This window comes from Streptococcus sp. UBA3373, from assembly GCF_002360305.1.
GTDB lineage: Bacteria > Bacillota > Bacilli > Lactobacillales > Streptococcaceae > Streptococcus > Streptococcus alactolyticus.
In genome coordinates, this window is sequence record NZ_DEQF01000054.1 from 1 (window position 1) to 24,201 (window position 24,201).

At 40.6% G+C, this 24,201-nt stretch carries 26 protein-coding genes; 24 read left to right on the forward strand and 2 right to left on the reverse strand.

Features of this window, described 5'->3' with window-relative positions; genetic code table 11:
• Nucleotides 1-1,100, reverse strand: a 1,100-nt coding sequence (locus B3R79_RS07005) for a cobalamin-independent methionine synthase II family protein (RefSeq protein ID WP_293695960.1), incomplete at its 3' end; no start/stop codon positions are given.
• 186 nt (nt 1,101-1,286) lie between these two features.
• Here B3R79_RS07005 and B3R79_RS07010 point away from each other — a divergent pair.
• Together B3R79_RS07010 and B3R79_RS07015 are read left to right on the forward strand one after the other, a co-directional pair.
• Nucleotides 1,287-1,727 carry a cytidine deaminase family protein gene (locus tag B3R79_RS07010; protein WP_058833145.1) on the forward strand — a complete coding sequence of 147 codons (441 nt, stop codon included), beginning with the start codon at nt 1,287-1,289 and terminating at the stop codon, nt 1,725-1,727.
• A 28-nt stretch (nt 1,728-1,755) separates the two neighbouring features.
• Nucleotides 1,756-2,490 carry a PHP domain-containing protein gene (locus B3R79_RS07015; RefSeq protein ID WP_168260936.1) on the forward strand — a complete coding sequence of 245 codons (735 nt, stop codon included), beginning with the start codon at nt 1,756-1,758 and terminating at the stop codon, nt 2,488-2,490.
• A 56-nt stretch (nt 2,491-2,546) separates the two neighbouring features.
• Here the strand turns inward: B3R79_RS07015 and B3R79_RS07020 are convergent, their stop codons facing one another.
• Nucleotides 2,547-2,723, reverse strand: coding sequence for a DUF3042 family protein (locus tag B3R79_RS07020; RefSeq protein WP_154454290.1), 177 nt, complete (start codon nt 2,721-2,723; stop codon nt 2,547-2,549).
• Between the two features lie 199 nt (nt 2,724-2,922).
• On the opposite strand from B3R79_RS07020, the gene miaA reads away from it, so the two are divergent.
• From miaA to budA, 22 genes are all read left to right on the forward strand, one after another.
• On the forward strand, nt 2,923-3,816 hold the full coding sequence (gene miaA / locus B3R79_RS07025; protein ID WP_204984572.1) for a tRNA (adenosine(37)-N6)-dimethylallyltransferase MiaA: 894 nt from the start codon (nt 2,923-2,925) through the stop codon (nt 3,814-3,816).
• 139 nt (nt 3,817-3,955) lie between these two features.
• Nucleotides 3,956-5,194, forward strand: coding sequence for a GTPase HflX (gene hflX, locus B3R79_RS07030; RefSeq protein WP_204984571.1), 1,239 nt, complete (start codon nt 3,956-3,958; stop codon nt 5,192-5,194).
• Nucleotides 5,187-5,825, forward strand: a complete 639-nt coding sequence (locus tag B3R79_RS07035) for a cystathionine beta-lyase (RefSeq protein WP_168260934.1) — start codon at nt 5,187-5,189, stop codon at nt 5,823-5,825. The genes hflX and B3R79_RS07035 overlap by 8 nt, the downstream gene beginning before the upstream one ends.
• Nucleotides 5,826-5,858: 33 nt before the next feature.
• Complete coding sequence (rnz, locus tag B3R79_RS07040) at nt 5,859-6,788, forward strand: ribonuclease Z (RefSeq protein WP_168260933.1); 930 nt, start codon at nt 5,859-5,861, stop codon at nt 6,786-6,788.
• Complete coding sequence (locus B3R79_RS07045) at nt 6,785-7,543, forward strand: SDR family NAD(P)-dependent oxidoreductase (protein ID WP_168260932.1); 759 nt, start codon at nt 6,785-6,787, stop codon at nt 7,541-7,543. The genes rnz and B3R79_RS07045 overlap by 4 nt, the downstream gene beginning before the upstream one ends.
• Before the next feature lie 35 nt (nt 7,544-7,578).
• Nucleotides 7,579-9,777 (forward strand): single-stranded-DNA-specific exonuclease RecJ, encoded by a 2,199-nt coding sequence (recJ, locus tag B3R79_RS07050; protein WP_168260931.1) that lies wholly within the window; start codon nt 7,579-7,581, stop codon nt 9,775-9,777.
• Nucleotides 9,778-9,930: 153 nt separating this feature from the next.
• Nucleotides 9,931-10,908: a choloylglycine hydrolase gene (gene bsh / locus B3R79_RS07055; protein WP_058833142.1), complete on the forward strand. Its 978-nt coding sequence runs from the start codon at nt 9,931-9,933 to the stop codon at nt 10,906-10,908.
• 101 nt (nt 10,909-11,009) lie between these two features.
• Complete coding sequence (locus B3R79_RS07060; protein ID WP_168260930.1) at nt 11,010-11,528, forward strand: adenine phosphoribosyltransferase; 519 nt, start codon at nt 11,010-11,012, stop codon at nt 11,526-11,528.
• Between the two features lie 103 nt (nt 11,529-11,631).
• Nucleotides 11,632-12,564: a homoserine O-acetyltransferase MetA gene (gene metA / locus B3R79_RS07065; protein WP_204984567.1), complete on the forward strand. Its 933-nt coding sequence runs from the start codon at nt 11,632-11,634 to the stop codon at nt 12,562-12,564.
• Nucleotides 12,565-12,617: 53 nt separating this feature from the next.
• Nucleotides 12,618-13,298: a DnaD domain-containing protein gene (locus B3R79_RS07070; protein ID WP_293695975.1), complete on the forward strand. Its 681-nt coding sequence runs from the start codon at nt 12,618-12,620 to the stop codon at nt 13,296-13,298.
• Nucleotides 13,295-13,948, forward strand: coding sequence for an endonuclease III (nth, locus tag B3R79_RS07075; protein ID WP_168260927.1), 654 nt, complete (start codon nt 13,295-13,297; stop codon nt 13,946-13,948). The genes B3R79_RS07070 and nth overlap by 4 nt, the downstream gene beginning before the upstream one ends.
• Before the next feature lie 100 nt (nt 13,949-14,048).
• Complete coding sequence (locus B3R79_RS07080; RefSeq protein ID WP_293695978.1) at nt 14,049-14,735, forward strand: tRNA (adenine(22)-N(1))-methyltransferase; 687 nt, start codon at nt 14,049-14,051, stop codon at nt 14,733-14,735.
• Complete coding sequence (locus B3R79_RS07085; RefSeq protein ID WP_154454278.1) at nt 14,722-15,510, forward strand: Nif3-like dinuclear metal center hexameric protein; 789 nt, start codon at nt 14,722-14,724, stop codon at nt 15,508-15,510. Before B3R79_RS07080 ends, B3R79_RS07085 begins: the two co-directional genes overlap by 14 nt.
• Nucleotides 15,511-15,621: 111 nt before the next feature.
• Nucleotides 15,622-16,491 carry a glucose-1-phosphate thymidylyltransferase RfbA gene (gene rfbA, locus B3R79_RS07090; protein WP_154454277.1) on the forward strand — a complete coding sequence of 290 codons (870 nt, stop codon included), beginning with the start codon at nt 15,622-15,624 and terminating at the stop codon, nt 16,489-16,491.
• Nucleotides 16,491-17,084 (forward strand): dTDP-4-dehydrorhamnose 3,5-epimerase family protein, encoded by a 594-nt coding sequence (locus B3R79_RS07095; protein WP_154454276.1) that lies wholly within the window; start codon nt 16,491-16,493, stop codon nt 17,082-17,084. Before rfbA ends, B3R79_RS07095 begins: the two co-directional genes overlap by 1 nt.
• 133 nt (nt 17,085-17,217) lie before the next feature.
• Complete coding sequence (gene rfbB / locus B3R79_RS07100) at nt 17,218-18,264, forward strand: dTDP-glucose 4,6-dehydratase (RefSeq protein ID WP_293695981.1); 1,047 nt, start codon at nt 17,218-17,220, stop codon at nt 18,262-18,264.
• 98 nt (nt 18,265-18,362) lie between these two features.
• Nucleotides 18,363-18,842 (forward strand): NUDIX hydrolase, encoded by a 480-nt coding sequence (locus B3R79_RS07105; RefSeq protein WP_293695984.1) that lies wholly within the window; start codon nt 18,363-18,365, stop codon nt 18,840-18,842.
• Nucleotides 18,843-18,929: 87 nt separating this feature from the next.
• The gene (locus B3R79_RS07110; RefSeq protein ID WP_293695987.1) at nt 18,930-20,114 is read left to right on the forward strand and encodes an AI-2E family transporter; all 1,185 of its coding nucleotides are present in this window, start codon (nt 18,930-18,932) and stop codon (nt 20,112-20,114) included.
• Nucleotides 20,104-21,339 carry a tetratricopeptide repeat protein gene (locus tag B3R79_RS07115; protein ID WP_293695989.1) on the forward strand — a complete coding sequence of 412 codons (1,236 nt, stop codon included), beginning with the start codon at nt 20,104-20,106 and terminating at the stop codon, nt 21,337-21,339. Before B3R79_RS07110 ends, B3R79_RS07115 begins: the two co-directional genes overlap by 11 nt.
• Entirely contained in the window at nt 21,323-21,496 is a 174-nt protein-coding gene (locus B3R79_RS07120) for a sec-independent periplasmic protein translocation protein TatC (protein WP_293695991.1), read from the forward strand. Before B3R79_RS07115 ends, B3R79_RS07120 begins: the two co-directional genes overlap by 17 nt.
• Before the next feature lie 178 nt (nt 21,497-21,674).
• Nucleotides 21,675-23,348 carry an acetolactate synthase AlsS gene (gene alsS / locus B3R79_RS07125; protein ID WP_293695993.1) on the forward strand — a complete coding sequence of 558 codons (1,674 nt, stop codon included), beginning with the start codon at nt 21,675-21,677 and terminating at the stop codon, nt 23,346-23,348.
• Between the two features lie 37 nt (nt 23,349-23,385).
• Nucleotides 23,386-24,105, forward strand: coding sequence for an acetolactate decarboxylase (budA, locus tag B3R79_RS07130; protein ID WP_154454269.1), 720 nt, complete (start codon nt 23,386-23,388; stop codon nt 24,103-24,105).
• Nucleotides 24,106-24,201 lie beyond the last annotated feature (96 nt).

Sequence of the window (24,201 nt, forward strand, 5' to 3'; positions counted from 1 at the left end):
GCCCATTGTTGTGGAATGCTCAATTCATTTCCAGAATCACATGAAGCAAAACCGCATTGGTGTGAGAGGTAAAGGCGGTCTTTTGGCAAGATTTGGCTAGCTTCTTCAAGCATTTTAAGCGCACGTTCTTCATCGTCAAGATCAGTTGTTTTACTTGAAAGAAGTCCAAGAACGACTTCAGCATCTGAGTCTTTCAAGCTTTCAAGAGCTTTAAGGTCACCAGCCACTTCGCTATCCCATTCAAGGAAGAAACGGTCATAGTGTTGATCTTTCAAGAATTTTGTTGCGATAGCTTCGTAAGTACCACCAGCAGCAGAACGACTTTCGTAGTTACCACGGCAGTTGTGAGTCCAAACTTGCAAACCAAGCTCATGACCGTAGTCCGCAACATCGTTATTTACTGCGATGAATTCATCAGCAAGATTGGCAAGAGCGCTGTTTCCTTGAGCAAAGAAACCAGCTGGGTTTGTTTCATCGAAAAGTTCCCAGAGGCAGTCGTCAAATTGAATGATTTCTCCGCCAGCTGCTTTGTATTCTTTCAAGAATTCTTTATAGGCATTTGTAAGACCAACTTTTAGTTCTTCTTTAGTTTTGTAAACTTGGTCTTCGCCAACTAATTGATTAAAGACTGTGAATTCTGTGTAGGCGTGAGCAGGTCCCCAGATTGTTAGTTTTGTGTCAGTTTCACCAGCTTCTTCTTTAAGAAGTTTGTAAATATCTAGAAAGTGGTGATTTTTGCCAGAAAGTGGTTCTGTGATACGGATACCAATATCCTTACGTGTTTCAAAATGACCGCCATCATGGTCTTGGAAAGTGTATCCGTGGTCAGCGATGTAACGTTCAATACCTTTTAAGCCCCAAACGAAATCAAGGTGCCACATAGATTTTGAGTATTCGCCGTCAGTTAGGACATCGATACCTGCTGCTTTTTCTTCAGCGATAACTTTTCTGATATCAGCTGTTTCTGTTTCTTTGTAGCCTTCGAATGCATCGTAGAAAGGATATTTGATATCATCACGATGCTCGATTGCGATTTTGTATTCGCGTAAATCTGCTGGTCGTAAAAGTGAACCAACTAGTTGAAATCTTGATTTAGTCATTTTCTATACCTCGTTTATTTTTTTGTGATTCCTATTTTAGCTGAGCTTTTCAGTTTTGAAAAATAGTTATTTATATGGGATAATGTATAGTTATAAACTATAACTGAAAAAATATGTTTTTCTATAAAAATGACAGAAAATTTGGTAAAATAATAAAAGACTGACAATTTTTATAGGAAATTTATGATGGATATTTGGGAGAAACTGTACGAAGCGGCAAAAAATGACTATAATCCACATTATGTGACGCCTTTTATTTATTCAAATCATGTTGTTGCAGCAATTGAAGCAGAAGATGGACAGATTTTCACAGGCTACTGTTTTGAAGCTACGTCTGGTGTATTTCATCTTTGTGCGGAACGAGCTGCATCATTTAATATGTTCCAGCAATCTGGTCAAACGACTATAAAGCGTATAATTGCCTTTCGTGATAAAGCGCCAAATGGTGGTGGTTCAGGTATGCCTTGTGGTGCCTGCCGTGAATTTTTGATGCAATTGTCACCTAAAAATAAAGATTTGGAATTTATGATTGACTATGACAAGCGTGAAACCATTACACTTGGTGAGTTGATGCCAAATTGGTGGGGAGAAGAGCGCATGGCAGCTGGTATTGAGGATTTAGATTAGTCACAAGTAAAGATAAACGAGGTAGAGGATGCGAGATAATCATTTACACACACATTTTTCATATGATTCAGAGACTCAGTTTGAAGATTATTTAACTCATTATGATGGTAATATTGTGACAACAGAGCACTATGATTTGTCAAATCCTTATACTAAGCAAGATAATGTGCCGGATTATGACGCTTATTCGCGTGAAATAGCTGAGCTTAATCGAAAATATGGCAATCGTATCAAAAAAGGAATTGAAATTGGCTATTATGAGCCACGTGAAGATGATATTATTGCTTATTTAGCAGATAAGAACTATGACTTAAAATTGTTATCGGTTCACCACAATGGCATCAATGATTATTTGGATGATGAAGTGGCTAGCATGGACAAGGATGTGGTCATTCAAGATTATTTGGATAGGCTTGAGCACGCGATTGGGCGCGTGGATGCGGATGTTTTAGCACATTTTGATTATGGCTTTCGAATTTTTGATATGACAGTCGAGGATTTAAAAGTTTATGAACCTCAATTAAAGCGTATCTTCCAAAAAATGATTGACCATGATTTAGCTTTTGAGTTAAATAGTAAATCCATGTATTTGTATCATAATGAGGACTTGTATCGTTATGCCTTGGGCTTGGTCAAGGAATTGGGCGGGCATAAGTATTCGATCGGCTCAGACGGGCATCGTTTGGAACATTTTCGCCTGTATTTTGATAAGATCCAACAGTTGCTAGAGGAATTTGGCATTAAGGAATGGGAAATTTTGTAAGTAAGACAAAAAAAGAACTACAAGCAGATGCTTGTAGTTCTTTTAAACTTGTCTGATTAGTGAGAGACACGTTTACGAGCGGCTTTTTTACGATTTTCTTCGATGAAAGCAGCTTTTTCTTCTTCTGGGTCAATGATATTTTTCTTGACAGCGTAAACAGCTCCAGCAACAGTTGCTGCAGTTGCTAAAACACCTGTCGCAATCCCTTTAGCAAAAGCAAATCTTTTAGCCATAATCTAATTCCTCCTTTTTTATAAGGACGGTAGTCACAACACATCACTGATTGCTAAAATCAAGTCGTTATTAGTAACTGACGATTGTTCCTTGTCCCGCCACCATATGTTATAATAATAGTAACTAAAATTAGTGTAGAATTCAAGTAAAAACGTTTCTTTTATCAGGATATGTGTTAGGACGGATGGATAAGTAAAAATGGGTTTAGATAAGGTAAAAATCATAGCAGTTGTTGGTCCAACAGCAGTGGGAAAAACCGCTTTAGGGATTGAATTAGCAAAGCGATTTAACGGTGAAATCATTAGTGGGGATAGCCAGCAGGTGTATCGTCATTTGGATATTGGGACGGCTAAGGCGACTCTTGAGGAGCAGGCTGAGGCACCGCATCATCTCATTGATGTGCGTGAGGTGGATGAGGCTTATTCGGCCTATGATTTTGTCAAGGAAGCCAGTGCGGCGATTGAGGATATTACTAGCCGTGGCAAGTTGCCTATTATCGTTGGCGGGACGGGCTTGTATTTGCAAAGTCTGCTGGAAGGCTATCATCTAGGCGGTCAGGTCAATCAAGAGGAGGTGCTGGCTTATCGTCAGGAGCTGGAGCAGTTGGCGGATGCTGTTTTATTTGACAAAATAGCAGAGCAGGACATTGAGATTCCTGAGTTAAACCGCCGCCGTGCCATTCGTGCCTTGGAATTAGCGACATTTGGGCAAGATTTGGAAAACAAGGAAACTCCCTACGATGCTTTGTTGATTGGCTTAAACGATGACCGTCAGGTGCTTTACGAACGCATTAATCACCGTGTGGATGTCATGGTTGAAAAGGGGCTTTTGGATGAGGCAAAATGGCTTTATGACAATCACCGTGATGTGCAGGCGGCGCGTGCTATTGGTTACAAGGAACTTTTTCCTTACTTCGCAGGTCAAGCTTCGTTGGAGGAGAGCGTTGACAAACTCAAACAAAACACTCGCCGTTTCGCCAAACGACAATTAACGTGGTTCCGAAATCGCATGGCCGTTTCTTTTTACATGGTATCAGAAAGTGATGTTAAAAAGCAGATAAATAAGGCTGTTCAGGATTTTTTAGCAAACTAACTAGCCTAAGGGAAGTAGCACCTTCAAGGTGCTTTTTCTAATGCTTTTGCTGATAGCCTAACGGTGCTTTGTACCGTCATTTTTGATTTTATGATATAATGATATTTACGAGTTAATCAAGTAAAGGGGTGAGTACAAGATGATTGAAACAAGCAAGCACCAAGAACGAGTGATTTTGCTAGGAGTTGAGTTGCCTGACACAGAAAACTTTGAAATGTCAATGGAAGAATTGGCGTCACTCGCTGAAACAGCAGGTGCTGAGGTGGTCTCATCTTATCGTCAAAAACGTGAGAAATATGATAGCAAATCTTTGATTGGTTCAGGGAAATTAGCTGAAATCAAAGCGATTGTTGACGCTGATGAGATCGATACTGTGATTGTCAACGACCGCTTAACGCCACGTCAAAATGTTAATTTGGAAGCAGAACTTGGCGTTAAAGTTATTGACCGCATGCAGTTGATTCTAGATATTTTTGCCATGCGTGCCCGTAGTCACGAAGGTAAATTGCAAGTTCATCTGGCTCAACTCAAATACATGTTGCCACGTCTTGTTGGTCAGGGGGTTATGCTTAGCCGACAAGCAGGTGGAATTGGTAGTCGTGGACCTGGTGAAAGTCAGTTAGAGCTTAACCGTCGTTCGATTCGCAATCAAATTTCAGATATTGAACGTCAACTGAAAATCGTTGAGAAGAATCGTGAAACTGGTCGAGAAAAACGCACTGAGTCACAAGTCTTTAAAATTGGTTTGATTGGTTACACAAATGCTGGTAAATCAACGATTATGAACGTTTTGACAAATGATAAGCAGTACGAAGCCGATGAATTGTTTGCGACTTTGGATGCGACGACAAAGCAAATTTATTTGCAAAATCAATTTCAAGTGACTCTCACGGACACGGTTGGATTTATTCAAAATTTACCGACAGAATTGGTGGCAGCCTTTAAGTCAACCTTGGAAGAGAGCCGTCATGTTGATCTCTTGTTGCACGTGATTGACGCTAGCGACCCCAACCATGAAGAACATGAAAAAGTGGTCCTGGATTTGCTGAAAGACTTGGATATGCAGGACATTCCTCGCTTAGCCGTTTACAACAAAATGGACCGCGCTGAAAATTTGGTGGCTACGGCTTTTCCAAATGTTCGCCTATCTGCGCGTGATAAGGGTGCCAAATCTCTCTTGCGTCGTTTGATACTTAATGAAGTTCGTGACCTTTTTGAACCGTTTAGCATTCGGGTGCATCAAAGTCAGGCTTACAAACTGTATGACTTAAATAAAATTGCGCTGCTTGACCCTTATGAATGGACACAAGAATATCAATTGATCACGGGCTACATTGACCCTAAAAATAAATGGAGATTAGAAGAATTTTATGACTGATTATATCAATTTAGCCTTAACCTACGGCGGTTTTACGTCACTAGATAAGGTTTATTTGCAAAATACCTTGGAGCCATTGACAGATGCGCAAAAGTTGAATTTTATCACCCCACCGCCAAGTGTGATTAACGCTTATTTTGCAGAAATGTATCAAAAACAATCTCCAAAGGCAGCAACGGATTACTATTTTGATTTGTCAAAAGCCTTGCATTTGTTTAATAGCGAGCCTTCTTTTGACGAGCACAAGCCCTTTATTCGCTTGAATTTATCAGGAAAATCGTACGGATTTACTTACGAAAACGATCAAGAAATTGCACGAGTATTTTCTGAAAAGCAGGAGCCTGTATCGTTAGAAGTCTTATTTGAATTGGCACAGGTTTTCCCACAATACAAGGTCTATGTCACAGACAATCATATAAAAATGGCAGATATGACGTTTGATGAAGAGGTTCTTGAAGACCTCACGCCACAAGACAGTCTGCTCAGCCATGTTTCAAAGCTAAAAGGAAACGTGGTGAAACTAAAAAGTTTCAATCGCGATGAACTCGCAGAATTACTAACTGGCTACAAGGGGCAAGTTTATTACACCTTTGACCAGCGAGAATTTATCGCTTATGTAAAAGTACAGTAGGAAAGGACAAAACTTCGGTTTTATCGGTAACATATGGAATTACAATTTTTGGGAACAGGAGCAGGTCAGCCTTCAAAGTCACGCAATGTGTCGAGTTTGGTTTTGAAATTGCTCGATGAAATCAATGAGGTGTGGATGTTTGACTGCGGTGAGGGTACCCAGCGCCAGATTTTAGAAACAACCATTAAACCTCGCAAAGTTAAACGTATTTTTATCACGCATTTGCATGGGGATCATATTTTTGGTTTGCCTGGTTTCTTAGCGAGCCGTGCCTTTCAAGCTAACGAAGAACAAACAGACCTTGATGTTTATGGGCCAGTTGGCATTCGTTCTTACATTTTGAGTAGTTTGCGTTTGTCAGGTGCCCGCTTGCCTTACCGCATTCATTTTCATGAATTTGACGAAACCAATCTTGGAAAAATCATGGAAACGGATAAATTTGTGGTTTATGCGGAAAAATTGGACCACACGATTTTCTGTATTGGCTACCGTGTGATGCAAAAAGATTTGGAAGGAACCTTGGACGCTGAAGCCTTGAAGGCTGCTGGAGTACCGTTTGGACCGCTTTTTGGCAAGGTCAAGAGTGGGCAAGATGTTGTCTTGGAAGATGGTCGCAAGATTATTGCCAAGGATTACATTTCAGCACCTAAAAAAGGAAAAATCATCACCATTTTGGGTGACACGCGTAAAACAGATGCCAGCATTCGCCTTGGTTTGGGAGCAGATATTTTGGTACACGAATCAACCTACGGCACCAAAGACGAGCCTTTGGCACGCAAGCACGGACATTCAACTAATATGCAGGCAGCCCAAATTGCCAAAGCTGCTTCAGCTAAGAAATTGCTGTTGAACCATATCAGTGCGCGATTCTTGGGACGCGAGTGCCGTCAATTGGAAAAAGATGCGCAAACGATTTTTGAAAACACACATATGGTCAAGGATTTAGAAGAAGTTAGCCTATGAGAATCATCGCCATTACAGGAGCAAGCGGAGGTGTAGCGCAAGCCATCATCAATCAGCTACCGAGTGAGGATTATGTCATTGCCTTGGGGCGTGATAAGGCGACATTAGAAAGCCTTTATGGCAAGCGTCCCCACACTACTTGTTGGTCGCTGGATCTGTCAAATGATGCTGAGATTGCTGCTATTGTTGAGCGGATGTATGATTTGCACGGTCGGATTGATGTCTTTATTAACAACGCTGGTTACGGGAATTTCAATGCTTTTGATGCCTATACCACTGCGGATATTCGTGCCATGTTTGAGGTCAATACCTTTGCCACAATGACTTTTTCACGACTGGTTGGGCAGCGCATGAAAGCTGCTAAACGAGGGCATATCATCACTATTGCCAGCATGGCAGGCTTGATGGCATCGGCTAAATCGTCGGTGTATTCAGCCACAAAATTTGCTGTGATTGGTTTTTCAAATGCTCTACGTTTGGAATTAGCTGATAGCAATGTTTATGTGACAACGATTAATCCTGGACCGATCGCAACAAGCTTTTTTGACAAGGCAGATCCATCTGGAGAATACTTAAAGAGTGTTGGACGTTTTGTTTTGCAACCAGAAGAAGTTGCTAGACGTACGGTTGCCATTTTAGGTAAGAACAAGCGTGAAGTGAACATGCCTTGGTCAATAGCTGCAGCACACAAATTCTATACTCTTTTCCCAAAGATTGCTGATTTTTTAGCACGCAAAGTTTTTAATTATAAATAACCTCCTTTCAATTCTACATAAGAAGTGAGAAGTGAATGATAACAAGTAAATACAATTGGAAAAATATTGAAAAAGAGCCAGATGATGGCTTTTTTGAAGTGACAAAAAAAGAAAATATAACGGCATTAGCCAGCAAAATCCTATACAGTCGTGGCGTTGACAACGACGAAAAACTAGCTCAATTTTTATCGAATGATTTGTCACAACTTCACGATCCATATCTTTTGCACGATATGGACAAGGCAGTTGCCCGCATTCGTCAAGCTATTGAAAATTATGAACAAATCTTGGTTTATGGTGACTATGATGCCGACGGGATGACCAGTGCTAGTATCATGAAAGAAGCGTTGGAAATGCTTGGAGCTGAGGTTCAAGTCTATCTTCCTAACCGATTTGTTGATGGTTATGGACCAAATGAATCGGTTTATAAGTATTTCATCGAGCAACAACAGGTTTCTTTGATTATTACGGTGGATAATGGCGTAGCTGGACATGAAGCTATTAGCTATGCACAAAGTCAAGGAGTAGATGTCATTGTTACTGACCACCATGGCTTACCAGCAGAGCTTCCAGACGCATTTGCCATTGTACATCCAGAGTATCCAGAAGCTGACTATCCTTTTAAATATTTAGCAGGATGTGGTGTAGCCTTCAAAGTGGCTTGTGCCCTATTAGAATCCATCCCAACCGAAATGTTAGACTTGGTTGCTATCGGAACGATTGCCGATATGGTTAGTCTAACAGATGAAAATCGTATCATGGTCAAGGTTGGGCTTGAAATGCTCAAGCAGACCGAACGCATTGGTCTCATAGAGCTTATGAAAGTATCTGATATTGACATGTCAGATGTTAATGAGGAAACTGTTGGGTTTAAAATTGCGCCGCAGCTAAATTCTCTTGGTCGTCTAGATGATCCAAATCGAGCTATTGAATTATTGACTGGTTTTGATGATGAAGAAGCGCTAAGTATTGCGCAAATGATTAATGCCAAGAATGAAGAACGTAAAGAAATTGTTCAAAAAATTTACGATGAAGCCATGGGCATGGTTGATCTTGACAAGCCTGTGCAGGTGTTGGCAAAAGAAGGTTGGCACCCGGGTGTTCTAGGAATTGTCGCTGGTCGTATTTTGGAGCACATTGCTCAGCCAGTTATTGTCTTAAACATTGAAGACGATATGGCAAAAGGCTCTGCAAGAAGTATTGAGGCAATCAATATCTTCCATGCACTTGATGACCACCGTGATTTATTTGAAGCTTTTGGTGGACATGCTGGTGCTGCAGGAATGACCTTGCCAGTTGATAACTTAGAGCAATTATCACAAGTTTTATGTGATTACATTGCTGAAAATGATATTAATTTAGCTCAGAAAAAGACTTTGATCATTGATGAAGTGCTGGACTTGTCAGAAATTGATTTAGACACTGTTAAAAGTCTTGAGAAGATCGCACCTTTTGGGATGGATAATGCTAAGCCAGTCTTTGAAATCAAAGACCTTACCGTTAAACAAGCACGTACCATGGGGCAAAATGGTGCTCACTTGAAATTAAAAATTGCTCAAGGAAGTACGGCGGTTGACCTTGTTGCCTTTAACCAAGGTCATTTGGTACAAGAATTCCAGCAAGCGCAGAACCTGCGCCTTGCCGTTACCTTGTCAATCAACAAATGGAACGGGCAAACCACAGTTCAGTTGATGCTTGAAGACGCGCGTGTTGACGGCGTTCAGTTGATTGATATTCGTTCCAAAAATGCCAGTCTTCCTGAACGTGTTCCTGTTTTGAGTGAAGACACCAGTGCCAGTGAAGTGGTTGTACTAGATATTCCTGATAAGGCTGAAGAACTCAAATCCCTTTTTGTTGGTCGACAATTTGATGCCGTTTACTTTAAAAATCACATTAAACGAGCTTATTATTTGACTGGCTATGGAACTCGTGAACAATTTGCTAAGTTGTATAAAACGATTTATCAATTCCCTGAATTTGATGTTCGTTACAAGCTGAAAGAATTGAGTCATTATCTTAATATTCCTGATATTCTTTTGGTCAAAATGATTCAAATTTTTGATGAATTGGATTTTGTAACCATCACAGATGGAGTAATGGTCGTCAATAAAGGTGCTGAGAAACGCAGCATTTCTGATAGTAAAATTTATCAAGATCTTAAGCAAGAAGTGAAATTTCAAGAGCTCATGGCACTTGGAACGCCACAAGAAATTTATGACTGGTTGATGAACTAGACTAAAAAGTTACGTTGCTTAGCTCAGCGTAGCTTTTTTAGTTTTTTCCATAGAAAACGTTTACTTAAAAATTGAAAACTTTTTTAATTGGAACTATAATGAGACTGCAAAGTTGTAGATGACTTTTAAAGTATTTTTTAAAGGAGTTTTTTTATGTGTACTGCAATTACTTATACAACTAAAGATAATTACTTTGGTCGAAATCTTGATTTGGACTTTTCTTACAATGAAACGGTAACGATTTGTCCTCGAAATTATCCTTTTTCGTTTAGACACCAAGGAGAAAATAACAGCCATTTTGCCATGATTGGAATGGCAACGGTAGTGGCTGATTACCCACTTTATTACGAAGCAGTTAATGAAAAAGGTTTAGGAATGGCAGGTTTGAATTTCCCTGAAAATGCCGACTATAAAGAAGTAGCAGAAGGGAAAGACAACCTTGCATCTTTTGAATTGATTCCATGGTTCTTATCACAATGCCAATCTGTTGCTGAAGTTAAAAAACTTTGCCAAAATCTTAACGTCACAAATGAAGCATTTAGTGATGATTTTCAACCAAGTCCCTTGCACTGGTTGATTGCAGACCGCAATGAAGCTATTGTGTTGGAATCTGTGGCTAGTGGTCTTAAGGTTTATGATAACCCAACAGGTGTTTTGACAAATAACCCAACTTTTGATAAACAATTATTCAATTTAAACAATTATCGTCACGTTTCTCCAAAAGTTTCTGACAATCTCTTTTCTACAGAAATTACCTTAGACACTTATAGCCGAGGAATGGGAGGCCTTGGTTTGCCTGGTGATTTGTCATCAATGTCACGCTATGTTAAGGTAGCCTTTACTAAATTAAATTCAGTAGCAGAAGATACAGAAGTATCTAGTGTTAACCAGTTCTTCCATATTTTGAAATCCGTTGAACAACAAAAAGGGTTATGTTACGTAGATGAAAGCGGCAAATACGAATACACCATTTACAGTTCATGTATCAACACAGAAAAAGGTATCTATTACTACACAACTTACGATAATTCACAGATTACAGCTGTCGATATGCATAAGGAAAATTTGGATAATAACAAGTTAGTTACTTATCCATTGATTAAAGATTGGCAAGTGAATTATCAAAATTAAGGTCTTGAAAATTTATTACCTAAATCCCCTTCTTTTTTCGAAAAATATGCTATAATAAAATGTAAAACATTTTTTGGCAAAAAGCCCATAGAAAGAAGAAAATGGATTTAAAAAATTATATTGCTTCAATTGAAAATTACCCAGAGGAAGGGATTACTTTTCGTGACATTTCGCCTCTAATGGCAGATGGAAATGCGTACAGCTACGCCATCCGTGAAATTGTTCAATACGCAACAGACAAGAAAATCGATATGATTGTTGGGCCTGAGGCGCGTGGTTTTATCGTTGGTTGCCCAGTTGCTTTTGAACTTGGTATTGGTTTTGCGCCAGTACGTAAACCAGGTAAATTGCCTCGCGAAGTAATTTCAGCAGATTACGAAAAAGAATACGGAGTGGATACTTTATGTATGCACGCAGATGCCATCAAACCAGGTCAACGTGTTCTTATCGTGGATGACCTCCTTGCAACAGGTGGTACCGTTAAAGCGACCATTGAAATGGTTGAACGCCTTGGTGGCGTAGTTGCTGGTTGTGCCTTCTTGATTGAATTGGATGGTCTTAATGGTCGTAAAGCTATTGAAGGTTACGATACCAAAGTCTTGATGAACTTCCCAGGTTAGTTATAGTTATTAGTTATAACTATATAAAGAATTTATATAATTGAAAACTATATCTCCATGTTTTATAATATGATTTAACATATTATAGAATGGAGATATTTTCATGCCAATAAAACTTGATCGCGAACTACCTGTATTAGACATTTTGCGCAAAGAGAATGTCTTTATTATGGACAATAAACGGGCAAATCACCAAGATATCCGCCCCATTCGTTTTTTGATTGTCAATTTAATGCCGACAAAGGAAACTACCGAGTTGCAATTATTGCGTTTATTGGCTAATACTCCCTTGCAAATCAATATTGACTTTTTGTATATGCGCAGCCATCATTCCAAAAACACAGCCAAAAGTCATCTCGAAACCTTTTACAAGACCTTTGAGGATGTGAAGGACAATTATTATGATGGCTTGATTGTGACGGGCGCCCCTGTTGAAACCCTTCGATATGAAGAGGTGGATTATTGGGAGGAGTTGTGTCAGATATTTGATTGGGCTAAAAGTCATGTGTACTCGACCTTACACCTGTGTTGGGGCGCGCAAGCAAGCTTGTATTACAAATACGGCATTCCTAAGGCACCGCTTCCACAGAAATTGTCAGGTATTTTTGCTCAGACGATTGAAGCACCGTCAAATCCTTTGGTGCGTGGCTTTGATGATGTGTTTATGGCACCCCATTCACGCCATACAAAAGTGACGCGTGCGGCGATTGAGCAGGTGGAACACCTTGAGATCGTTGCTTCAGGGAAAGAAGTCGGCGTTTCCATTGTGGCCAGTAAAGATTTGCGGGAAGTTTACAGTTTTGGGCATTTGGAGTATGATAGAGGTACTCTTGATTGGGAATACCAGCGTGATGTCAAAGCTGGAAAAGAACCCCACTTGCCAGCGCATTATTATATCAATGATGACCCTAGTCAAGCCATACCAATGCAGTGGAATTTAGCCGCAACGACTTTCTTTAGCAACTGGATTAACTATGCCGTTTACCAAGAAACCCCTTATTTATTAGAACAGTTGGGAGAATCTGCAGGTATTTAGGGCGATAAAGCCAAATAAACAATAAAGGAGATTCTCTTTTTAGAGATAGTGTCATGAGTTTTTTAGACAATTTTAAATCGGGCAATTTGGTTTTGCCAAGTGCTCTGCTATTTCATTATAAGGATATTTTTAAAAGCGCCGATGATTTTGTGATTTGGCAATTTATTTATTTGCAAAACACTACAAAAATGGAGGATTTGGCGCCTAGTCAGATAGCTGCTGCCTTAAATAAAACCGTGGCTGAGGTCAATAGTACCATTTCAGATTTGACGGCTCAGGGGCTTTTGGATATGAAAACCATTGAGCTGGGCAATGAGATTGAAGTGCTTTTTGATGCTAGCCCCGTTTTAGCCCGCTTGGATCAATTGCAAGATCAAGCTAATACAACCCCAGAAAAGCAAACTTCTGACAATCCGATCAAAACCTTGGTTGAGGATTTTGAGCGCGAATTGGGACGGATGCTTAGCCCCTTTGAATTGGAGGATTTGCAGCAAACCATTCGTGAGGACCAAGTGGATCCTGATTTGGTTCGGGAAGCCTTGCGTGAAGCGGTTTTCAATGGTAAAACCAATTGGAGATACATTACGGCTATTTTGCGTAATTGGCGCCGTGAGGGCATTACCACTGTGCGTCAAGTTGAGGAAAATCGCAAGGAGCGTGAAGGTGGCAAAACCAACAAAGTATTCGTATCAGATGACTTTTTGTCAGCAATGGATTTATGGAGTGACTCATGAGATTAGGTAGAGAACGTTTGCGCAAGGTCTTGGCCATTATTGGTGAGATGTATCCTGATGCACACTGTGAATTAGACTATCAAACCCCTTTTCAATTATTGGTGGCTGTGATTTTATCAGCACAGACAACAGATAAATCGGTCAATAAGGTAACCCCTCAGTTGTGGCAACATTACCCCACTATCGCGGATTTGGCTGCGGCAAATGTGGTCGATGTTGAAAATGATTTGAGAACGATTGGGCTCTATAAAAACAAGGCTCGTAATATTGTAAAAACGGCGCGAGCTGTTTTGCAGGATTTTGACGGCGTGGTACCTAAGACGCACAAGGAACTAGAAAGCCTGCCAGGAGTGGGGCGCAAGACTGCCAATGTTGTTTTGGCAGAGATTTACAAAGTGCCTTCCATTGCCGTAGATACCCATGTTTCTCGTGTTGCTAAGCGCCTTAATATCTCAGCACAAGACGCGAGTGTAACTGAAATTGAGCATGATTTGATGAAGAAAATTCCTAAAAGGGATTGGATTGTGACACATCATCGCTTGATTTTCTTTGGGCGTTACTTTTGCCTAGCCAAAAATCCTAAGTGTGCGATTTGCCCAGTCCAAAGTTACTGCAAATACTACAAGGATCATGTTAAAAATACCAAGTAAAAAGCTGATATTCAGCTTTTTTATATTGCCATCGCTTTTTGTAAGCCGGGTGCCTTTTTGATATAATAATGTGGTGAATGAAGATTTAGAAGGAAGACTTATGCAGACAGTATTATCACAACGTTTGGCGGCTGTGGCAGAATTTGTACCGCAGGGCGCACGTTTATTAGATGTGGGAAGTGACCATGCCTACTTGCCCATTGCTTTGATTGAAGACAATACCATTTCCTTTGCTCTTGCTGGTGAAGTGGTCAAGGGACCTTATGAATCAGCCCTTCATAATGTGGCTAACGCTGGCTTGAATGACAAGATAGCTGTTCGTTTGGCCAATGGTTTGGCAGCATTTGAGCCAGAAGATAAGGTGGATGTTATTACGATTTGTGGCATGGGTGGTGGCCTGATTGCGGAGATTTTAGCAGCAGGAAAAGCAAAATTAGCTAGCGTTGAACGCTTGATTTTACAACCCAATAACCGTGAAGATGAATTGCGTGCTTGGTTGATGACCAATGGATTTAAATTGGTTGCTGAACACATCATGACCGAAAACGATAAGTATTACGAAATTATGGTAGTCGAACACGGTCACATGCATTTATCAGCCGAAGATTTGCGCTTTGGACCATTTCTTATGCAAACCAAATCGCCTGTTTTTTGTGCTCGCTGGGAACGTGAACTGGCCAAACTGGAACTGGCTTTGTCTCATATTCCTGAAAATCGTGTGGCTGACCGCACTGCTATGATTCAAAAAATAGATGCCATTAAGGAGGTTATCCATGAAAGCAAGTGATCTTATTGCCCGTTACGAAGCCTATTGCCCGCAAGCATTATCTATGGAGGGTGACATTTCAGGCTTGCAAATAGGGACCTTGGACAAGGATATCAACCGCGTGATGGTAGCTCTCGATGTCCGTGAAACAACAGTTGCGGAAGCTATTGCTAAAAATGTGGATTTGATCATTGTCAAACACGCTCCTATTTTTAAACCACTTAAAGATTTGGTGGCAACAGCTCAAAACCAGATTTACTTGGATTTAATCAAACACGACATCGCTGTTTACGTCAGTCATACCAATATTGATATTGTGCCAGATGGATTAAATGATTGGTTTTGCGAACGTTTGGGGATTACAAATACAGAAATATTGATTCCGACCAAAGACGGGTATGGTATCGGGCGCATTGGCACGATTAAAGAGCAGGCTTTTTCAGATTTTGCCTTGACTGTGAAGGAGGCCTTTCACTTGGATAGTGTGCGTTTGGTGGCTTATGGCAATCAGGACCAGCTGATTAACCGTGTGGCTGTTTGCGGTGGCAGTGGTCAAAGTTTTTACCACGATGCTTTAGCCAAAGGGGCACAAGTTTACATCACAGGCGATATTTATTATCACACTGCACAAGAAATGATTACCAATGGTTTGATGGCTATTGACCCAGGTCACCACATCGAAGTGTTATTTATTGAAAAAGTCATTGAAAAATGCGAAACTTGGAAAGCTGAGCAAGACTGGGATGTCACATTTATCGCCAGTCAAGCCCCAACGAATCCGTTTTACCATTTGTAAATGTGAAGGACAAGTAAGGTAAGTCCAGTGTAAAATCTGGAAACGTAGTGACAGCATTTGAAAAAAATGATAGAATAGGCTTGAATAATTAATGTAAGAGGGAGACCTAGTATGAAAGGTATTATTCTAGCAGGAGGTTCAGGGACTCGTTTGTACCCTTTGACTCGTGCAGCTTCAAAACAACTTATGCCAGTGTATGATAAACCAATGATTTATTACCCACTATCTACACTGATGTTGGCAGGGATTCGTGATATCCTAATCATTTCAACGCCAACAGATATCCATCGTTTTGAAGAATTACTTGGTGATGGTTCAGAATTCGGTATTTCATTGACTTATGCTGTGCAACCAAGTCCAGATGGTTTGGCTCAAGCCTTTATCATCGGTGAAGAATTTATCGGTGATGACAATGTTGCTCTTATCTTGGGTGACAACATCTACCATGGACCAGGACTTAGCAAAATGCTTCAAAAAGCAGCCAGCAAGGAAAAAGGTGCTACTGTCTTTGGTTACCAAGTAAAAGATCCAGAACGTTTTGGTGTGGTTGAATTTGATGAAAACCGAAATGCTATTTCAATCGAGGAAAAACCAGAACATCCGAAATCTCACTATGCTGTCACAGGTCTTTATTTCTATGACAATGACGTGGTTGAGATTGCTAAAAACATCAAACCAAGTGCGCGTGGCGAACTTGAAATCACAGATGTTAACAAAGTTTACCTTGAACGTGGCGACCTTTCTGTTGAAGTGATGGAACGTGGCTTTGCTTGGCTTGATACAGGAACACACGAAAGCCTTTTGGAAGCAGCCCAATACATTGAAACCGTGCAACGTATGCAAAACCTTCAAGTTGCTAACTTGGAAGAAATTGCTTACCGTATGGGTTACATCACAAGAGAAGATGTGCACAATCTCGCACAACCATTGAAGAAAAACGAATACGGTAAATACTTGCTTCGTTTGATTGGAGAAGAATAATGACAGAACAATTTTTTGGTAAAGCTTTAGCTGCACGTCCCATCGAAGCCATCCCAGGAATGATTGAATTTGATATTCCTGTGCATGGCGACAACCGTGGTTGGTTCAAAGAAAACTTCCAAAAAGAAAAAATGGTACCGCTTGGTTTTCCAGAATCATTCTTTGCAGAAGGCAAATTGCAAAATAATGTCAGCTTTTCACATAAAAATGTTTTGCGTGGGCTTCATGCAGAACCATGGGATAAATACATCTCAGTAGCTGATGAAGGAAAAGTCCTTGGTTCATGGGTTGACTTGCGTGAAGGCGACAGCTTTGGTCATGTGTATCAAACCGTTATCGATGCTTCAAAAGGGATTTTCGTTCCTCGCGGCGTTGCCAATGGTTTCCAAGTCTTGTCTGATAAAGTGTCATACAGCTACTTGGTTAATGACTACTGGGCTTTAGAATTAAAACCTAAATATGCCTTTGTTAACTACGCCGACCCAACTTTGGGCATCAAATGGGAAAACTTGGAAGAAGCGGAAGTGTCTGAAGCAGACAAAAACCACCCATTATTAAAAGACGTTAAACCACTAAGCAAAGACGATTTGTAATACCAAATAAAAATAAATCAGAAAGGAATGTTCCGTTTTTTAAAAACAGAACACGGGACTAAATCTCTGAGAAAAGATGTTCTATTTTCTACGAGATTTTGCACAAGCAAAATGTCCCTTTGTATCTTAAATTATGTCAGAATACAAAAATATCATCGTAACTGGTGGCGCTGGGTTCATCGGTTCAAATTTCGTACATTATGTTTATAATAATCATCCAGACGTTCATGTGACAGTCCTTGACAAACTCACTTACGCTGGTAACCGTGCTAACCTAGAAGAAATTCTAGGTGATCGTGTTGAATTGGTTGTTGGCGATATTGCCGATGCTGAATTGGTGGATAAAATAGCAGCAAAAGCGGATGCTATTGTTCACTATGCGGCTGAAAGCCACAACGATAACTCATTGAAGGATCCAAGCCCATTTATCCACACTAACTTTGTTGGAACGTACACTTTGTTGGAAGCTGCTCGTAAATATGATATTCGTTTCCACCATGTATCAACAGATGAAGTGTACGGTGACCTTCCTCTTCGTGAAGACCTTCCAGGACATGGTGAAGGTCCAGGTGAAAAATTCACAGCAGAAACAAACTACAACCCAAGTTCACCTTACTCATCAACCAAAGCTGCTTCAGATTTGATTGTTAAAGCTTGGGTACGTTCTTTCGGTGTGAAAGCAACTATTTCTAACTGTTCAAACAACTACGGACCATACCAACACATCGAAAAATTCATTCCACGTCAAATCACGAACATCTTGTCAGGTATTCGACCAAAACTTTACGGTGATGGTAAAAACGTTCGTGATTGGATTCACACCAACGACCATTCGACTGGGGTTTGGGCTATCTTGACTAAAGGACGTATCGGTGAAACTTACCTTATCGGTGCTGATGGTGAAAAGAATAACAAAGAAGTTCTTGAACTTATCCTTGAAAAAATGGGTCAACCAAAAGACGCTTACGACCACGTTACAGACCGTGCAGGTCACGACCTTCGTTACGCGATTGACTCAACAAAACTTCGTGAAGAACTTGGATGGGAACCACAATTCACAAACTTTGAAGAAGGACTTGAAGACACGATCAAATGGTACACTGACCATGAAGATTGGTGGAAAGCAGAAAAAGACGCTGTTGAAGCGAAATACGCTAAAATGCAACAAGTCATCAAATAATCACAGTCTAGCATCCTATCACACTATTGGTAGGGTGTTTTTTGCGTTTGACAAGATGAGAATATCAGAAAATACGCCAAACATGAGAGGAAATCACAATGACTAAACTAGCCACCATTTGTTACATTGACAATGGCCAAGCCTTGTTATTATTGCATCGAAATAAAAAGCCAAACGATGTCCATTACGGGAAATGGATTTCAGTAGGTGGAAAATTGGAAGCGGGTGAAACGCCTGATGAGTGTGCCAAACGTGAGATTTTTGAGGAAACGCATTTAACGGTTAAAAAAATGGATTTCAAGGGTGTGATTACGTTTCCAGAATTCACTCCAGGTCATGACTGGTACACTTATGTCTTTAAGGTCACTGATTTTGAGGGAGAATTGATTTCAGATGAGGAATCAAGAGAGGGTACTTTAGAATGGGTACCTTATGATAAAGTGCTCTCAAAACCAACTTGGGAAGGGGATTATGAGATGTTCAAATGGATTTTGGATGATGTGCCCTTCTTTTCAGCAAAATTTGTCTATAATGACCAGCAAGAATTGGTTGATAAAGAGGTTATTTTTTACGACTGAGCTACTTTGCTTAAATGTGGTTATTTTGCTCAAAAATGCTATAATGGTGTCTAAGTAGGATTATAGTGGTTTGGAAAGGAATACGTTATGCATCAGCAAGATGAAAAGAAATTTTCAGATTCTTGGTTTTTTAAGTGGTTTTTAGACAATCAAGCTGTGGTTGCTGTTTTAGTCACTTTCTTGGTGTTTTTGACCCTTTATCTCTTTACCAAGATTTCATTTTTATTTACAACCTTAGTCTCAGTGGTTGCTGTAATCATGCTGCCTTTGGTTATTTCAGGCCTTCTTTATTACCTCATTAAGCCACTGGTGAGCTTCATTGAACGGCGCGGTGTCAATCGTACGGTGTCGATTTTCATTGTCTTTGCCATTATTGCAGCCCTTTTGGTTTGGGCGGTAGCCAGCTTCATTCCGATGATTGAAACTCAGCTGACTTCTTTTGTCGAAAATCTCCCAAATTATGTGAGAAGCACCAACCATGAAGTCAATAAATTATTGGATAGCCCTTGGTTACTGGTTTATCAAAAAGAATTGAGTGATATGGTGTCTAATATTGGAACCAAAGCCGTTGATTATGCAGAAAGTTTTTCTAGAAATGCCATTGATTTGGCATCTACTTTTGCAGGCACCTTTGCCCGTGTGACCGTAGCAATTATCATGTCACCGTTCATTTTGTTTTACTTTCTACGTGACAGTAGCAAGATGAAGGAAGCTTTGATTCAAGCCCTTCCTACCAGAACACGTCAACCAATTTCGCGTGTTTTGGGAGACATTAACAAACAATTGGCTGGTTACGTTCAAGGTCAGGTAACCGTTGCTATTGTGGTTGGGATTATGTTTACCGTCTTTTTTAACATCATAGGCATTCGCTACGCAGCGACCTTTGGGATTTTGGCAGGCTTTTTGAACATGGTTCCTTATTTGGGAAGTTTTCTAGCCATGGTTCCTGTTGTGATTATGGGAATTGTGCAAGGACCGATTATGTTAGTCAAGGTTCTGATTGTGTTTGCAATTGAGCAGACTATTGAAGGGCGTTTTGTATCCCCATTGGTTTTGGGTAGCCGCTTGAACATTCACCCCATCACCATTATGTTTATTTTGTTGACGGCTGGAGCCCTGTTTGGCGTGTGGGGCGTCTTTTTAGGGGTGCCATTGTACGCTTCGGCTAAAGTTATTGTGACCGAAATTTTTGCGTGGTACAAGCGTGTCAGTGGTTTGTACGAAGAATTGAAGGAAGAAGAAGGAGGACAAGTAGCCGAACATGCTGAATAGTGAAAAAATGGTAGTGTCCATCCAAAATCAAGATTTGGAGCATGCCAATAAATATTTCAAAAAAGCTTTAAAGGAAGATGACGATGAGGCATTGCTTGAGTTAGCGGAATATCTTGAAAGCATTGGTTTTTTAAATCAAGCAAAAACCATCTATGAAAAAGAGCGTGCGTCTTTCCCTGAGGTCAATATCAATCTCGCACAGATTGCGGCTGAGGATGGTGATATTGAGGCAGCTTTTACTTATTTGGATGCCATTTCACCTGATAGTGACGCTTATTTGTCGGCTTTATTGGTGATGGCGGACATTTACGATATGGAAGGTTTGGCGGATGTGGCGCGTGAAAAACTCTTGTTAGCCTCTCAAATCAGCGACGAGCCTTTGGTGACTTTTGGATTAGCAGAAATCGAAATGGAATTGGGTCATTTTTCAGAAGCCATCAAGAAATATGCCAAATTGGATAACCGCGATGTCCTAGAAATGACAGGTATTTCAACCTACCAACGCATCGGTAAAGCTTATGCTAGCCTTGGTAAATTTGAAGCAGCCGTTGAATTTTTGGAAAAAGCCATTGAAATCGAATACGACGATGAAACGGTCTTTGAATTGGCAACCATTTTGTATGACCAAGACGAATTCCAAAAAGCCAATACCTACTTCAAACAATTGGACACCATGGACCCTGATTTTCAAGGGTATGAATACGTTTATGCCCTTTCCTTGCACGAAGAAAACAAGACTGAAGAAGCCTTGCGTATGGCACAAAAAGGAATCAGCAAAAATGCGTTTGATGCTCGCTTGTTGTTATTAGCCTCACAATTAGCTTATGAATTGCACGATGCTGCTCAATCCGAAAGTTATTTGCTCAGTGCTAAAGAGGTCGCAGAAGACGAAGAAGAAGTCTTGATGCGTTTGACCAATTTGTATTTAGAGGAAGAACGCTATGAAGACGTCATCGCCTTTGCCAAAGAGCCCATTGATAATGTGTTGACCAAATGGAATATCGCCAAAGCCTATCAAGGTCTAGAAGCTGACAAAAAAGCCTTGGCCTTGTACAATGACTTGGCTGCAGATTTGGGCGAAAACCCAGAATTCTTGCATGATTATGCCTACATTTTGCGAGAATTTGGGCAAAAAGAGCATGCGCATCAAGTGGCTAAACATTATCTGACCTTGGTTCCTGATGATGTCAATATGGTGGAATTTTTACATGAAGATGAATTTTAGAGATTTGCTGATTAGCAATCTGATTACGGTTATCACGATTTTTATTTTATTGATGTTCTTTGACCAAAGCGGCGAACCCGTGCGCAATATTATCTTTGTGTTTGTTGGCTTTGTAGTGATGACTATTTACGATTTTATCAGAACAAGGCAAAAATAGCCCAAACCAGTGACTCTTTGTCTCTTTTAATCGGTGGTGAAGAGTCCTTTTGTTTTTATGTTAAAAGAAAAATTTCACAAGTATTTATTCACAAAGTCTGTCAAAAACTATGATATAATTGACTTATATTTGTGAAATATCGAAAAAATACTATAAAATAAAAGAGATGGGGGAGCTAATGAGCGAGAATAAGCAATATGGGGCAGACTTGATTGTTGATAGCCTTATTAATCATGATGTGGAGTATATTTTCGGAATTCCTGGAGCTAAGATTGACCGTGTCTTTGACACGCTGGAGGATAAGGGACCGAAATTGATTGTGGCGCGTCATGAGCAAAATGCTGCTTTTATGGCGCAAGGTATTGGACGCATGACAGGTAATCCTGGTGTGGTCATTACCACCAGCGGTCCAGGGGTTTCCAATTTAGCGACGGGCTTAGTAACGGCAACAGATGAGGGCGACCCTATTTTGGCTATTTCTGGGCAAGTGAAACGTTCTGATTTGTTGAAACGCTCGCACCAATCCATGAAAAACGTTGCCATGATGGAGCCTGTCACCAAATATGCTGTGGAAGTCAATGACCCAAATACCTTGTCAGAAACCATCGCCAACGCCTATCGTGAAGCAAAATCAGGCAAACCTGGAGCTAGTTTTGTATCTATTCCACAAGATGTGACCGATAGTTTGGTGTCTGTCAAAGCCATCAAGCCACTTACTGACCCTAAATTGGGTTCTGCTTCCGTGGATGACATCAATTATTTGGCACAAGCCATTCGCAATGCGCAACTACCTGTTCTTTTGTTGGGAAATGGTGCCTCAACGAGCAAGGTAACGCAAGCCATTCGTCAATTGTTGACTGCTGTCAAATTGCCAGTTGTTGAAACGTTCCAAGGCGCAGGAATTGTTTCGCGTGAACTAGAAGAAGATACCTTCTTTGGCCGTGTCGGTCTTTTCCGCAACCAACCAGGTGATATGTTGCTCAAAAAAGCGGATTTGGTGATTGCTATTGGCTATGACCCAATCGAATACGAGGCACGCAACTGGAATGCTGAAATTTCAGCTCGCATCATTGTGATTGACGTAGCTCAGGCTGAAATTGACACTTATTTCCAACCTGAGCGTGAATTGATTGGTGATATTGCTGATACGATTCAACTCTTGTTGCCAGCCATCAACGGTTATTCCTTGCCAAAAACATCGGTGGCTTACCTGCAAAACCTTAAGAAAAACGTTGTCGAAGATGTGAAATTTGACCGAAAAACAAAAGACGGTTTGGTGCACCCACTAGATGTTATTGATGTTTTGCAAGACAACACCACAGATGACATGACCGTAACTGTTGACGTGGGAAGTCACTACATTTGGACGGCGCGTTATTTCAAATCTTATGAGCCGCGTCACCTGCTCTTTTCAAATGGGATGCAGACACTGGGAGTTGCTTTGCCATGGGCTATTTCAGCGGCCCTGATACGCCCTAACACCACGATTATTTCACTATCAGGCGACGGAGGTTTCCTCTTTTCTGCCCAAGAATTAGAAACGGCTGTGCGCTTCCAATTGCCGATCATTCATTTGATTTGGAATGATGGCAAATACAACATGGTTGAATTCCAAGAAGAAATGAAATACGGGCGTTCTTCTGGCGTTGATTTTGGTCCGGTTGATTTTGTCAAATACGCTGAAAGTTTCGGTGCCAGAGGTTATCGTGTTGACGGCAAAGAATCCTTTGAACAGACCTTAAAACAAGTCTTGGAAGAAGTCAAACACGGTCCGATTTTGATTGATATTCCTATTGATTATAAGGACAATATCAAGCTAGGTGAAACCATTTTGCCGGATGAATTTTATTGATAAACGGTAAGGATGTTAGGAAAGAAAGTGAAGTAAAATGTCAGACGTTATTAAACTATTTCAATACAATACCTTAAGTGCTTTGATGGCGGGACTTTACGGTGGAACAATGACCATCGGCGAGCTTTTGCAGCACGGTGATTTGGGAATTGGAACGCTGGATTCGATTGATGGTGAGTTGATTATTCTTGATGGTAAGGCCTATCAAGCCAAAGGTTCTAACGGCAAAGCAGAAGTGGTAGAGGTTTCTGATGATGTGACCGTTCCCTATGCTGCTGTCGTTTTTCATCAAGCAGAAGTGATTTTTAAACAACGCTTTGAAATGACCGATACCGAGCTCAAAAGACGCATCGAGTCTTATTATGACGGGCAAAACCTCTTCCGTTCCATTAAAATCAAAGGGAATTTTTCAAAAATGCACGTTCGCATGATTCCAAAATCAGCTCCTAATATTAAGTTTGCAGACGTTGCCACAAGACAACCAGAGTACACCTGTGAGAACATTTCAGGAACGATTGTAGGGATTTGGACCCCAGAGATGTTCCACGGCGTTAGTGTGGCAGGCTACCACTTGCATTTTATCTCTGATGATTTGACCTTTGGCGGCCACATCATGGACTTTACTATCACAGAAGGCATTGTCGAAGTTGGCCCCGTTGACCAATTAGACCAACGCTTCCCAGTTCAAGACCGAAAATACCTCTTTGCAACCTTCAATATTGATGATTTGAAAGAAGATATTGAAAAAAGTGAGTGAGCTTTATATATGATTTATAGCATTACCTTTACCCATTTGGGTAGAAGGTAGTGCTCTTTTTTATTTCTTATCAAGTGGGAAAAAGTGTCATCGTTT

Coding starts and splice junctions, on each gene's coding strand:
- B3R79_RS07010 (WP_058833145.1), top strand. CDS start 1,287: ATGGATATTTGGGAGAAACTGTACGAAGCGGCAAAAAATGACTATAAT.
- B3R79_RS07015 (WP_168260936.1), top strand. CDS start 1,756: ATGCGAGATAATCATTTACACACACATTTTTCATATGATTCAGAGACT.
- B3R79_RS07020 (WP_154454290.1), bottom strand. CDS start 2,723: ATGGCTAAAAGATTTGCTTTTGCTAAAGGGATTGCGACAGGTGTTTTA.
- miaA (WP_204984572.1), top strand. CDS start 2,923: ATGGGTTTAGATAAGGTAAAAATCATAGCAGTTGTTGGTCCAACAGCA.
- hflX (WP_204984571.1), top strand. CDS start 3,956: ATGATTGAAACAAGCAAGCACCAAGAACGAGTGATTTTGCTAGGAGTT.
- B3R79_RS07035 (WP_168260934.1), top strand. CDS start 5,187: ATGACTGATTATATCAATTTAGCCTTAACCTACGGCGGTTTTACGTCA.
- rnz (WP_168260933.1), top strand. CDS start 5,859: ATGGAATTACAATTTTTGGGAACAGGAGCAGGTCAGCCTTCAAAGTCA.
- B3R79_RS07045 (WP_168260932.1), top strand. CDS start 6,785: ATGAGAATCATCGCCATTACAGGAGCAAGCGGAGGTGTAGCGCAAGCC.
- recJ (WP_168260931.1), top strand. CDS start 7,579: ATGATAACAAGTAAATACAATTGGAAAAATATTGAAAAAGAGCCAGAT.
- bsh (WP_058833142.1), top strand. CDS start 9,931: ATGTGTACTGCAATTACTTATACAACTAAAGATAATTACTTTGGTCGA.
- B3R79_RS07060 (WP_168260930.1), top strand. CDS start 11,010: ATGGATTTAAAAAATTATATTGCTTCAATTGAAAATTACCCAGAGGAA.
- metA (WP_204984567.1), top strand. CDS start 11,632: ATGCCAATAAAACTTGATCGCGAACTACCTGTATTAGACATTTTGCGC.
- B3R79_RS07070 (WP_293695975.1), top strand. CDS start 12,618: ATGAGTTTTTTAGACAATTTTAAATCGGGCAATTTGGTTTTGCCAAGT.
- nth (WP_168260927.1), top strand. CDS start 13,295: ATGAGATTAGGTAGAGAACGTTTGCGCAAGGTCTTGGCCATTATTGGT.
- B3R79_RS07080 (WP_293695978.1), top strand. CDS start 14,049: ATGCAGACAGTATTATCACAACGTTTGGCGGCTGTGGCAGAATTTGTA.
- B3R79_RS07085 (WP_154454278.1), top strand. CDS start 14,722: ATGAAAGCAAGTGATCTTATTGCCCGTTACGAAGCCTATTGCCCGCAA.
- rfbA (WP_154454277.1), top strand. CDS start 15,622: ATGAAAGGTATTATTCTAGCAGGAGGTTCAGGGACTCGTTTGTACCCT.
- B3R79_RS07095 (WP_154454276.1), top strand. CDS start 16,491: ATGACAGAACAATTTTTTGGTAAAGCTTTAGCTGCACGTCCCATCGAA.
- rfbB (WP_293695981.1), top strand. CDS start 17,218: ATGTCAGAATACAAAAATATCATCGTAACTGGTGGCGCTGGGTTCATC.
- B3R79_RS07105 (WP_293695984.1), top strand. CDS start 18,363: ATGACTAAACTAGCCACCATTTGTTACATTGACAATGGCCAAGCCTTG.
- B3R79_RS07110 (WP_293695987.1), top strand. CDS start 18,930: ATGCATCAGCAAGATGAAAAGAAATTTTCAGATTCTTGGTTTTTTAAG.
- B3R79_RS07115 (WP_293695989.1), top strand. CDS start 20,104: ATGCTGAATAGTGAAAAAATGGTAGTGTCCATCCAAAATCAAGATTTG.
- B3R79_RS07120 (WP_293695991.1), top strand. CDS start 21,323: ATGAAGATGAATTTTAGAGATTTGCTGATTAGCAATCTGATTACGGTT.
- alsS (WP_293695993.1), top strand. CDS start 21,675: ATGAGCGAGAATAAGCAATATGGGGCAGACTTGATTGTTGATAGCCTT.
- budA (WP_154454269.1), top strand. CDS start 23,386: ATGTCAGACGTTATTAAACTATTTCAATACAATACCTTAAGTGCTTTG.